This window comes from Vibrio sonorensis (assembly GCF_001854765.1).
Taxonomy (GTDB): domain Bacteria; phylum Pseudomonadota; class Gammaproteobacteria; order Enterobacterales; family Vibrionaceae; genus Vibrio; species Vibrio sonorensis.
This window is the reverse complement of sequence record NZ_LJJE01000004.1, coordinates 1-12221: the sequence shown is the minus strand read 5'-3', so window position 1 is coordinate 12221 and position 12221 is coordinate 1. Positions and strand designations below refer to the sequence as shown.

Below are 12221 nucleotides of genomic sequence, written 5' to 3'. Positions count from 1 at the left end.
CCTTTTTTGTCTCTATGCGAGATTACTCGTCAGAAGAGAAACCAGCGTTTAGAAGCGCTGCTAGGTTATCTGTTGCTTGTTCAGCAGATGGACCTTCTTGCTCCTGATCACGCTTAGCCTGACGATCCTGATGGTACGCAAAACCAGTACCTGCTGGGATCAGACGACCAACGATTACGTTCTCTTTTAGACCGCGTAGGTCATCACGCTTACCAGATACAGCCGCTTCTGTTAGAACGCGAGTTGTTTCCTGGAACGATGCTGCTGAGATAAACGACTCAGTAGCAAGCGATGCTTTAGTGATACCTAGTAGTTCGCGTTCAAAGCGTGCAGGCTCTTTGCCTTCAGCTTCAAGCAAACGGTTTGCAATCTTAACGTTAGAGTATTCAACCTGCTCACCGGCCAGGAACTCAGAGTCACCTGCGTGAGTGATTGTACACTTGCGCAGCATCTGACGAACGATAGTTTCGATGTGCTTGTCGTTAATCTTAACGCCTTGTAGACGGTAAACTTCTTGAACTTCGTTTGCAATGTACTCAGTAACCGCATGAATACCACGTAGACGTAGAATATCATGTGGAGACTCAGGACCATCAGCGATCACATCACCACGCTCAACTTTTTCACCTTCGAATACGTTAAGCTGACGGTGCTTAGGAATCATCTCTTCGTAAGTGTTGCCACCTTCGCGAGTGATTACTAGACGACGCTTACCTTTGGTCTCTTTACCAAAGCTCACAGTACCTGTGTGCTCAGCAAGGATTGCAGGCTCTTTTGGCTTACGTGCTTCGAATAGGTCAGCAACTCGTGGAAGACCACCAGTGATATCTTTGTTACCACCAGATTTCTGAGGAATACGCGCTAGTGTACCACCAACGCCAACTTCAGCACCGTCTTCGATGTTTACAATTGCTTTACCTGGCAGGAAGTAGTGCGCTGGCATATCAGTACCTGGGATCATAACATCGTTGCCTTTGTCATCGACCAGTTTGATTGCAGGACGCATATCTTTACCCGCTGCAGGACGCGCAGCTGCTTCAGTTACTTCGCTTGAAGATAGACCGGTTAGATCGTCAGTTTGACGAGAAACAGTCACACCATCGATCATGTCAACGAATTGAACACGACCAGCCACTTCAGTAATGATTGGCATAGTGTGAGCTTCCCAGTTAGCTACTGTTTCACCAGCAGTTACCTGAGCGCCGTCTTCTTTGCTTAGCAATGAACCGTAAGGAAGCTTGTGTTTTTCTTTCGTACGGCCGAACTCATCAATGATGGTTAGTTCAGAAGCACGAGAAGTGATTACCAGCTTGCCTTCGTTGTTAGTAACGAACTTCGCATTGTTCAGTTTAACAGAACCGTTGTTCTTAATTTGAACGCTGTTTTCTGCCGCTGCTGTCGATGCTGCACCACCGATGTGGAACGTACGCATGGTAAGCTGTGTACCCGGTTCACCGATTGATTGAGCAGCAATAACACCAACTGCTTCACCTTGGTTTACTAGGTGACCACGTGCTAGGTCACGACCGTAACAAAGTGAACAACAACCGAAGTCAGAGTCACACGTTACTACCGAGCGAACTTTGATCTTATCAACCGAGTTCTCGTCTAAGATCTGACACCACTTCTCATCAATTAGAGTATTACGTGGAATAAGAACTTCTTCGGTACCTGGTTTAACGATGTCTTCAGCAACAACACGACCTAGCGCTAGTTCAGTCAGTGCAACTTTAACGTCACCACCTTCGATGTGAGGCATCATTTCAACGCCTTCAAGCGTGCCACAGTCGTGTTCTGTTACCACAACATCCTGAGCAACGTCTACTAGACGACGAGTTAGATAACCCGAGTTCGCAGTCTTAAGTGCGGTATCCGCAAGACCCTTACGAGCACCGTGGGTTGAGATAAAGTACTGAAGTACGTTCAGACCTTCTTTAAAGTTCGCAGTGATCGGTGTTTCGATGATCGAGCCATCCGGACGAGCCATCAGACCACGCATACCCGCCAGCTGACGAATCTGTGCTGCAGAACCACGAGCGCCTGAGTCAGCCATCATGTAGATGCTGTTAAACGACTCTTGCTGCTCTTCTTCACCGTCGCGGTTGATTACCGTTTCAGATGAAAGGTTTTCCATCATCGCTTTTGCAACGCGGTCATTAGTAGAAGCCCAGATATCGATCACTTTGTTGTAACGCTCACCGGCAGTAACAAGACCAGATTGGTACTGTTCCTGAATTTCGCGTACTTCTTCTTCCGCTTCCGAAATCTCAGTGTATTTCGCTTCAGGTACAACCATATCGTCGATACCAACCGATACGCCAGATAGTGCTGCGTAAGCAAAACCTGTGTACATAACTTGGTCAGCGAAGATAACCGTGTCTTTCAGACCAAGTTTGCGGTACGCCTCGTTCAGTAGGTTAGAAATCTGCTTCTTACCTAACTTTTGGTTTACCAAGCTAAATGGTAGGCCAGTAGGAACGATTTGCCACAGCATTGCACGACCGATAGTCGTATCAACAAGCTTAGTTTCTGTAGTGCTGTTACCGTCTTCGTCAATCACTGTCTCGGTGATACGTACTTTAACGCGAGCGTGAAGCTCAGCTGTCTTAGTACGGTATGCCTTCTCAGCCTCTTCAGGGCCAGCAAGGTACATACCTTCACCTTTCACATTGATCTTGTCACGAGTCATGTAGTAAAGACCCAATACAACGTCCTGAGAAGGTACGATGATCGGATCACCAGACGCAGGTGACAGAATGTTGTTGGTAGACATCATAAGCGTACGCGCTTCCAACTGAGCTTCTAGCGTCAGTGGAACGTGTACCGCCATTTGGTCTCCATCGAAGTCCGCGTTATACGCCGCACACACTAGTGGGTGAAGCTGAATCGCTTTACCTTCGATCAGTACCGGTTCAAATGCCTGAATACCAAGACGGTGAAGAGTTGGTGCACGGTTAAGTAGCACTGGGTGTTCACGGATAACTTCATCCAAGATATCCCAAACAACTGCTTCTTCGCGCTCTACCATCTTCTTAGCAGCTTTAATTGTCGTCGCTAGGCCACGAGTCTCTAGCTTGCTGTAGATAAATGGCTTGAATAGCTCTAGTGCCATCTTCTTAGGAAGACCACACTGGTGCAGACGAAGGTATGGACCTACTGTGATTACAGAACGGCCAGAGTAGTCTACACGCTTACCAAGCAGGTTCTGACGGAAACGACCTTGCTTACCCTTGATCATATCAGCAAGAGATTTCAGAGGACGCTTGTTAGAACCCGTGATAGCACGACCGCGACGACCGTTGTCCAGAAGCGCATCAACAGACTCTTGTAGCATACGTTTTTCGTTACGTACGATGATGTCTGGAGCCGCAAGCTCTAGTAGACGCTTCAAACGGTTGTTACGGTTGATAACACGGCGGTAAAGATCGTTCAGATCTGAAGTCGCAAAGCGACCGCCATCTAGAGGTACTAGAGGACGTAGATCTGGCGGAAGTACTGGAAGTACAGTTAGGATCATCCACTCAGGGTTGTTACCCGATGAAATGAACGCTTCAACCAGCTTCAGACGCTTAGTGATCTTCTTGCGCTTAGTTTCAGAGTTAGTTGACTCTAGCTCTTCGCGCATTTGCTCGGCTTCAGCCTGCATATCCATGGTGCCCAGAAGATCTTTGATCGCTTCTGCACCCATCTTAGCAGTGAATTCGTCACCCCACTCTTCTAGACGATCCAGATACTCTTCTTCAGTAAGCATCTGACCTTTTTCTAGATCTGTCATACCCGGTTCTGTTACTACGTACATTTCGAAGTAAAGAACACGTTCGATATCACGCAGAGGGATATCCATAAGTAGACCGATACGAGACGGCAGTGATTTTAGGAACCAGATGTGAGCTACTGGTGATGCTAGCTCGATATGGCCCATGCGTTCACGACGAACTTTGGTTTGTGTAACTTCAACGCCACACTTTTCACAGATCACACCACGGTGCTTAAGACGTTTGTATTTACCACACAAACATTCGTAGTCTTTCACTGGACCAAAGATACGCGCACAGAACAGACCATCACGCTCAGGTTTGAACGTACGATAGTTGATCGTTTCAGGTTTTTTAACTTCACCAAAAGACCATGAACGGATCATATCTGGTGAAGATAGACCGATTTTGATTGCATCAAATTCTTCGGTCTTATGCTGTGCTTTTAGAAAGTTTAATAAGTCTTTCACAATCAGCTCCTGTAAGGAGTTAAAAGGAGCTCACCCGCCAAAGTGAGCACCTTTCTACCAAATAATCATTTCTTACAAAGAAAGGATTACTCTTCGTCTTCTAGCTCGATGTTGATACCTAGCGAGCGGATCTCTTTCAACAGTACGTTGAAGGATTCTGGCATGCCAGGTTCCATGCTGTGGTTACCGTCAACGATGTTCTTATACATCTTAGTACGGCCGTTAACGTCATCAGACTTAACAGTAAGCATTTCTTGTAGAGTGTAAGCAGCACCGTATGCTTCAAGTGCCCATACTTCCATCTCACCGAAACGCTGACCACCGAACTGAGCTTTACCACCAAGTGGTTGCTGAGTAACCAAGCTGTACGAACCGGTTGAACGGGCGTGCATCTTGTCATCAACAAGGTGGTTCAGTTTCAGCATGTACATGTAGCCAACCGTAACTGGACGCTCAAACGCATCACCAGTACGGCCATCAAACAGTGTCAACTGACCTGAAGCAGGTAGGTCTGCAAGGGTCAACAGTTCTTTGATAGATTGCTCGCTAGCACCATCAAATACTGGAGTTGCAATTGGTAGACCACCACGCAGGTTGCCAACCAGTGTGCGAACTTCATCGTCGCTTAGTGCAGCAACGTCTACTTTCTGACGAGTATCGCCAAGATCGTAAACTTTCTGTAGGAACTCGCGGAATTTCGCCAGCTCTTGCTGCTCTTTCACCATCTGGTTGATCTTGTCACCGATACCTTTCGCCGCCAGACCTAAGTGAACTTCAAGGATCTGACCGATGTTCATACGCGAAGGTACACCCAGTGGGTTAAGTACGATATCGACTGGCTGACCAGTTTCATCGTAAGGCATGTCTTCAACAGGGTTGATCTTAGAGATTACACCCTTGTTACCGTGACGACCTGCCATCTTATCACCAGGTTGAATACGGCGTTTAACCGCTAGGTAAACCTTAACAATCTTAAGAACGCCAGGCGCTAGGTCATCGCCTTGAGTGATCTTACGACGCTTAGTTTCAAACTTCTTATCGAAGTCAGCTTTAAGTTCGTCGTACTGCTCTGCAAGTTGCTCAAGCTGAGTTTGCAGTGCGTCATCTTCAAGAGTAACTTCTAGCCACTTCTTGCGATCGATAGACTCAAGTTTCGCTTCAGTGTAACCACCTTCAAGTAGTACAGCTTTAACACGAGCAAGTAGACCGCCTTCAAGAATCTGGAATTCTTCAGTCAGGTCTTTCTTCGCTTCTTTAAGCTGCATCTGCTCGATTTCTAGCGCACGCTTGTCTTTCTCAACGCCGTCACGGGTAAATACCTGAACGTCGATGATAGTACCTGAAACAGAGTTTGGTACGCGCAGAGAAGTATCTTTAACGTCAGACGCTTTTTCACCGAAGATAGCACGTAGTAGCTTCTCTTCAGGAGTAAGTTGCGTTTCACCTTTAGGTGTTACTTTACCTACTAGGATGTCGCCACCCTTAACTTCAGCACCGATGTAAACGATACCTGACTCATCTAGCTTAGATAGAGCAGACTCACCAACGTTTGGAATATCCGCAGTGATTTCTTCCGCACCTAGCTTAGTATCACGAGCCACACAAGACAGTTCTTGAATGTGGATAGTAGTAAAGCGGTCTTCTTGAACAACGCGCTCTGATACTAAGATCGAGTCCTCGAAGTTGTAACCGTTCCAAGGCATAAATGCGATGCGCATGTTCTGGCCAAGAGCCAGTTCACCAAGGTCAGTAGAAGGACCGTCAGCAAGAACGTCACCACGAGCCACTGGTTCACCAGGCATCACACATGGACGCTGGTTGATACAAGTGTTCTGGTTAGAACGCGTGTACTTAGTCAGGTTGTAGATGTCGATACCCGCTTCACCTGGGATCAACTCTTCTTCGTTAACCTTAACAACGATACGAGAAGCGTCAACAGACTGAACAGTACCACCGCGTTTCGCTACCGCTGTTACACCAGAGTCAACCGCAATGTTGCGCTCGATACCAGTACCAACTAGTGGCTTGTCAGCACGAAGAGTTGGAACAGCCTGACGTTGCATGTTTGCACCCATAAGTGCACGGTTCGCATCATCGTGTTCTAGGAACGGAATCAAAGAAGCAGCGATAGATACAACCTGGTTTGTCGCAACGTCCATGTAGTTAACATGTTCACGTGGGTGTAGACCAGATTCGCCTTTCTGACGTGCAGTGATAAGCTCGTCAGCAAATGAGCCTTCTTCTGTTAGTACAGTGTTCGCCTGAGCGATAACGTACTGACCTTCTTCGATTGCAGATAGGTAATCAACATCTTCGGTTACTACACCATCAACTACACGACGGTACGGAGTTTCTAGGAAACCGTACTCGTTACAACGTGCAAATGCAGAAAGCGAGTTAATCAGACCGATGTTTGGACCTTCAGGTGTTTCGATAGGACATAGACGACCGTAGTGAGTTACGTGTACGTCTCGAACTTCGAAACCAGCGCGTTCACGAGTAAGACCACCTGGACCCAATGCAGAGATACGACGTTTGTGCGTCACTTCTGAAAGTGGGTTGTTCTGATCCATAAACTGTGACAGCTGAGAAGAACCAAAGAATTCTTTTACTGCTGCTGAGATAGGCTTAGCATTGATCAAGTCTTGAGGCATGATCGCGTCAAGATCACCTAGACTTAGGCGCTCTTTCACCGCACGCTCAACACGTACTAGACCAACGCGGAATTGGTTCTCAGCCATTTCGCCTACGCTACGAATACGACGGTTGCCTAGGTGGTCGATATCGTCCACTTCACCTTTACCGTTGCGAATAGCAATAAGCTTGCGCATTACTGAAATGATGTCTTGCTCATCCAGTGTGCCTTGCTCTGTGCCGTCTTCACGTTCGATAGAGCTGTTGAACTTCATACGACCAACAGTCGATAGATCGTAACGCTCTTCCGAGAAGAATAGGCTTTCGAACAACGCTTCAGCCGCTTCTTTTGTTGGCGGCTCGCCAGGACGCATCATGCGGTAGATTTCTACCAACGCAGAGATGCGATCAACTGTGCTGTCAACGCGCAGTGTATCTGACATGAAAGGACCGTGGTCAAGATCGTTGGTAAATAGAACTTCCAACGCTTTGTGACCTGCTTGAGATAGGTTCGCTAGAGCTTCCAAGCTAAGTTCTTGGTTAGCGCCAACAATGATCTCACCAGTCGCTTCATTGATGTAATCTTTAGAAGACACTTTGCCAACGATGTACTCAACTGGTACTTCGATGTGCTCAATGCCATCTTTTTCTAACTGACGAATGTGGCGTGCAGTAACACGACGGCCTTGTTCAACGTATTGCTTGCCGTTGGCTTCAATGTTGAATGTTGCCGTTTCACCGCGTAGACGCTCAGGAACAAGTTCCATCATCAGCGTTTGATCTTGTACTTGGAAGTTAATCTTCTCAAAGAACAGATCCAAAATTTCTTCAGTCGACTTACCTAGAGCACGAAGAATGATCGATGCTGGTAGTTTACGACGACGGTCGATACGAACGTACAGGTTGTCCTTAGGATCAAACTCGAAGTCGAGCCATGAACCACGGTAAGGAATCACACGTGCGTTATAAAGAACTTTACCTGACGAGTGGGTCTTACCTTTATCGCTGTCGAAGAATACACCAGGGCTTCTGTGCAGCTGGGATACGATAACCCTCTCGGTACCATTGATAACGAAGGTACCATTGTCAGTCATCAATGGGATTTCGCCCATGTAGACTTCTTGTTCTTTAATGTCTTTTACAGTACCTGCTGGCGCGTCTTTATCAAAAATAACCAGACGCAGTTTTACGCGTAGTGGTTTTGAATAAGTTACACCGCGGATTTGACATTCTTTAACGTCAAAAACTGGCTCACCAAGACGGTAGCTAACGTATTGCAGCTCGGAATTGCCGTTGTAGCTCTGAATTGGAAAAACAGAACGGAAAGCAGCCTCAAGACCGTATTGTCCCTCAGGATCCTGTTCGATGAATTTTTCGAACGAATCGAGCTGGATCGATAGCAGGTATGGAATGTCCAAAACTTGAGGACGAGTACCAAAGTCCTTACGGATGCGCTTTTTCTCGGTATAAGAGTAAACCATGGGGTTCCTCAGCTCGCTGATAAGTGACCCAAACTGCCCTTCCTCTGAGCGGGACAGTGACTAACAACTGTTTACTGTAGTGACATTCCATTGCGAAGTAATGAAATGTTTTTTGCATGGATAGAGGTGACTAAACAGCGGGAAATTCACCTATACCCTACAGCGCAAAAAGGCTGGTGGTTATAAAACCACCAGCCATTAGCCGTTAGGCTAAGAAATTAAGTAATAATTACTTAACTTCAACAGAAGCACCAGCTTCTTCTAGCTGAGCTTTAAGAGCTTCAGCTTCTTCCTTCTCAACACCTTCTTTTAGAGGTGCTGGAGCGCCGTCTACAAGAGCTTTAGCTTCTTTAAGACCTAGGCCAGTTGCGCCACGTACTGCTTTGATTACAGCAACTTTGTTACCGCCAACAGCAGTTAGAACTACGTCAAATTCAGTTTGCTCAGCAGCAGCTTCGCCACCAGCAGCACCGCCAGCTACAACAGCAGCTGCAGCAGATACGCCGAATTTTTCTTCCATAGCTTCGATTAGTTCAACAACTTGCATTACAGACATTTCTGCAACTGCGTCTAGGATTTGCTCGTTAGTAATAGACATAACAATTCTCTTTTAAGTCAACAATAAGTTTATTTTGCAACCAGTAAAAAGCAAGCTGATTAAGCAGCTTCTTCTTGCTTCTGGTCGCGTAGTGCAGCGATAGTACGTACCAGCTTGCCTGCAGAAGCTTCTTTCATGCACATCATTAGGCGTGCAATTGCTTCGTCGTAAGTTGGTAGTGTCGCTAGTACTTCAGCATCAGTAACTGCGCCTTCGAATGCAGCAGCTTTAATCTCGAACTGGTCGTTTTCTTTAGCGAAGTCTTTGAAAAGACGCGCTGCAGCACCTGGGTGCTCGTTAGAAAACGCAATCAGAGTAGGACCAGTGAAAGTGTCAGTTAGACACTCGTAGTCAGTACCCTGAACCGCACGGCGTGCTAAAGTGTTACGAACAACTCTCACGTAAACACCAGCTTCACGAGCTTGTTTACGTAGAGAAGTCATCGCGCCTACTTCAACGCCACGAGAGTCAGCTACAACTGCAGAAAGTGCACCACTGGCTGCTTCGTTGACTTCAGCAACAATTGCTTTTTTGTCTTGAAGGTTTAAAGCCATCTTGGATTTACTCCTGGTTGTCGTTACACCACTCACTATTATCACAACAGTGAGAGTAATTGAGGTGCTTTTCCAGAAGAAAGGGAACTATAAAAATAGAGCTTTCTGTCGGTTTGGGCACCATCTACGTAGGATTATTAAGTCGAAGTTTAAAAATAAACTCAAACACCTACGGTCTTGGACGGAGACTGTGCTTTAGTTGCGAACAACCACAACCCAGCCCCAACCACAAATATTAGGCGCGAAATTATACACTAATTTCACACCTAATCAAATATCTTAAGCAGTTTGAGTGTTCAGGCTAGCCTGATCAACTGCAACGCCAGCACCCATAGTAGTAGAGATGCTAACTTTCTGCAGGAACGTACCTTTCGCAGAAGACGGCTTAGCTTTCTTCACAGCGATTAGAAGAGCTTCAAGGTTTTCTTGTAGCTGGTTCGCTTCGAAGTTTACTTTACCGATAGTCGTGTGAACGATACCGTTCTTGTCGTTACGGTAACGAACCTGACCAGCTTTAGCGTTCTTAACCGCTTCAGCAACGTTAGGAGTTACAGTACCAACTTTAGGGTTTGGCATCAGACCACGAGGACCTAGGATAGTACCTAGTTGACCTACAACGCGCATTGCATCTGGAGAAGCAACAACTACGTCGAAGTTCATTTCGCCCTTCTTCACTTGCTCAGCAAGATCTTCCATACCAACGATGTCAGCACCAGCTTCTTTCGCTGCTTCAGCGTTTGCACCCTGAGTGAATACAGCAACGCGGATTTCACGACCAGTACCGTGAGGTAGTACAGTTGCACCACGTACGTTTTGGTCAGATTTACGAGCATCGATGCCAAGGTTGATAGCAACGTCTACAGACTCAACGAATTTAACAGTAGACAGTTCTTTAAGAAGAGCTACAGCTTCGTTGATTTCGTATTCTTTAGTTACGTCAACTTTTTCGCGGATAACGCGCATGCGCTTAGTTAGTTTTGCCATGATCTTAACCCTCTACCACTAGGCCCATTGAACGAGCAGTACCTGCGATAGAACGCTTCATCGCTTCGATGTCAGCACCAGTCATATCAGCAGCTTTAGTTTCTGCGATTTCTTGTAGCTGAGCGTCAGTAACAGTACCCACTTTTTCAGTGTTTGGACGACCAGAACCAGACTTAACGCCAGCTGCTTTCTTAAGAAGAACTGCTGCTGGTGGAGTCTTAGTGATGAACGTGAAAGAACGGTCGTTGTATACAGTGATAACTACTGGAGTAGGTAGACCTTTCTCGATAGATTCTGTTTTTGCGTTGAACGCTTTACAGAATTCCATGATGTTCACACCGTGCTGACCTAGTGCAGGACCAACTGGTGGACTTGGGTTCGCCATACCAGCTGCAACTTGCAGCTTGATATAAGCTTCAACTTTCTTAGCCATGATATTTCCTAAAATTTGGGTTCAAACGCTAATCCACTGATCAGCTCCCCGTTAACAAAAAGGCGCGAAATTATAGACAGATTCCGCGCCTTTCACAACCCTTAAAAAGGTGTTTTTTTAATCAAGTTTTTCCACTTGACCAAATTCAAGCTCAACCGGTGTTGCACGACCAAAGATCGATACAGACACTTTCAGGCGGCTCTTCTCGTAATCCACTTCTTCAACTGTGCCGTTGAAGTCAGCAAATGGGCCTTCGTTAACACGAACTACTTCACCCACTTCGTACATAGTACGTGGACGAGGAGACTCACTCGCTTTCTCAAGACGATTAAGAATCGCGTCTGCTTCCTTATCCGTGATAGGAGCAGGACGATCTGAGGTACCACCAATGAAGCCCATGACACGCGGTACACTGCGTACTAAGTGCCAAGATTCATCGTTCATCACCATCTGGACTAAAACATAGCCAGGGAAGAACTTACGCTCAGACTTACGACGCTGACCTGCGCGCATTTCCACTACTTCTTCAGTAGGAACCAGTACTTCACCGAAATGCTCTTCCATGTCGTGCATTTTGATGTGCTCGCGAAGAGATTGAGCCACACGACCTTCGAATCCAGAGAAGGCTTGAACCACATACCAGCGTTTTTTAGGAGCTTCACTCATGTATTTAAACCCTCTATACCCCGGTCACTAAGTTAACAAGACGAACCATAATGCCGTCGATGCCCCAAAGCGCCAGAGCCATTACAATACTTACAGCCAACACGATAAACGTTGTTTGGATAGTTTCTTGGCGAGTTGGCCATACTACCTTGCGAACCTCCATACGAGATTCACGAGCAAAAACGATCGCGGCTTTGCCTTTTGTTGTTGTAGCCGAAACACCTAGTGCCGCAGCGATAAGAACAACAACTCCTGCAGCACGAATAACTACAGACATTTCACCATACAGGTAATTACCCACAACAGCGGCAGCTAGCAATGAAAAAGCGATAATCCACTTAAACGTATCTGCTGCACTTGAGCTATCAGGAGTTTCAGCATTGTTTGCTTTCATAAAACCAACCTGTTCCAAGTCTTAATATAGACGACAACAACCCCGCTGTTGCAGGGCAAATCCATTATACATCGGTGAAATTCACACGATGTGCTCTTTGTTTGGTTAAAAAACACACCTTCAACCAAAAAAATCCTGCTTTTTAATGTTTAACTGGTCAACAAAACAGCAAACATTATATTTAGGGCAGAAAAAGGGCATCAAATGATGCCCTTTTGTCGATGTTTCGTCAAATCTTAATCAAAGATTTTC

8 protein-coding genes are annotated in these 12221 nt (G+C 46.3%); all 8 read right to left on the bottom strand.

Features of this window, described 5'->3' with window-relative positions; translation table 11 throughout:
- Positions 1-22: 22 nt before the first annotated feature.
- The gene (gene rpoC / locus BLO31_RS01900) at positions 23-4225 is read right to left on the bottom strand and encodes a DNA-directed RNA polymerase subunit beta' (RefSeq protein WP_070962635.1); all 4203 of its coding nucleotides are present in this window, start codon (positions 4223-4225) and stop codon (positions 23-25) included.
- Between the two features lie 86 nt (positions 4226-4311).
- On the bottom strand, positions 4312-8340 hold the full coding sequence (gene rpoB / locus BLO31_RS01895) for a DNA-directed RNA polymerase subunit beta (protein WP_070962634.1): 4029 nt from the start codon (positions 8338-8340) through the stop codon (positions 4312-4314).
- A 229-nt stretch (positions 8341-8569) separates the two neighbouring features.
- Positions 8570-8938, bottom strand: a complete 369-nt coding sequence (rplL, locus tag BLO31_RS01890) for a 50S ribosomal protein L7/L12 (RefSeq protein ID WP_070962633.1) — start codon at positions 8936-8938, stop codon at positions 8570-8572.
- Positions 8939-8997: 59 nt separating this feature from the next.
- On the bottom strand, positions 8998-9492 hold the full coding sequence (gene rplJ, locus BLO31_RS01885; RefSeq protein ID WP_070962632.1) for a 50S ribosomal protein L10: 495 nt from the start codon (positions 9490-9492) through the stop codon (positions 8998-9000).
- Between the two features lie 279 nt (positions 9493-9771).
- Positions 9772-10476 (bottom strand): 50S ribosomal protein L1, encoded by a 705-nt coding sequence (gene rplA / locus BLO31_RS01880; RefSeq protein ID WP_070962631.1) that lies wholly within the window; start codon positions 10474-10476, stop codon positions 9772-9774.
- A 4-nt stretch (positions 10477-10480) separates the two neighbouring features.
- Positions 10481-10909, bottom strand: a complete 429-nt coding sequence (rplK, locus tag BLO31_RS01875) for a 50S ribosomal protein L11 (RefSeq protein WP_070962630.1) — start codon at positions 10907-10909, stop codon at positions 10481-10483.
- Positions 10910-11026: 117 nt separating this feature from the next.
- A complete protein-coding gene (nusG, locus tag BLO31_RS01870) occupies positions 11027-11575 on the bottom strand; it encodes a transcription termination/antitermination protein NusG (RefSeq protein ID WP_070962629.1) in 549 nt (182 codons plus the stop codon).
- Positions 11576-11588: 13 nt separating this feature from the next.
- Positions 11589-11969: a preprotein translocase subunit SecE gene (gene secE / locus BLO31_RS01865; RefSeq protein WP_070962628.1), complete on the bottom strand. Its 381-nt coding sequence runs from the start codon at positions 11967-11969 to the stop codon at positions 11589-11591.
- Positions 11970-12221 lie beyond the last annotated feature (252 nt).

Bases quoted from the DNA above. Each gene is read 5' to 3' on its own strand.
- rplJ (WP_070962632.1), bottom strand. From the start codon at position 9,492: ATGGCTTTAAACCTTCAAGACAAAAAAGCAATTGTTGCTGAAGTCAAC.
- secE (WP_070962628.1), bottom strand. From the start codon at position 11,969: ATGAAAGCAAACAATGCTGAAACTCCTGATAGCTCAAGTGCAGCAGAT.
- rplK (WP_070962630.1), bottom strand. From the start codon at position 10,909: ATGGCTAAGAAAGTTGAAGCTTATATCAAGCTGCAAGTTGCAGCTGGT.
- rplA (WP_070962631.1), bottom strand. From the start codon at position 10,476: ATGGCAAAACTAACTAAGCGCATGCGCGTTATCCGCGAAAAAGTTGAC.
- rpoB (WP_070962634.1), bottom strand. From the start codon at position 8,340: ATGGTTTACTCTTATACCGAGAAAAAGCGCATCCGTAAGGACTTTGGT.
- rplL (WP_070962633.1), bottom strand. From the start codon at position 8,938: ATGTCTATTACTAACGAGCAAATCCTAGACGCAGTTGCAGAAATGTCT.
- nusG (WP_070962629.1), bottom strand. From the start codon at position 11,575: ATGAGTGAAGCTCCTAAAAAACGCTGGTATGTGGTTCAAGCCTTCTCT.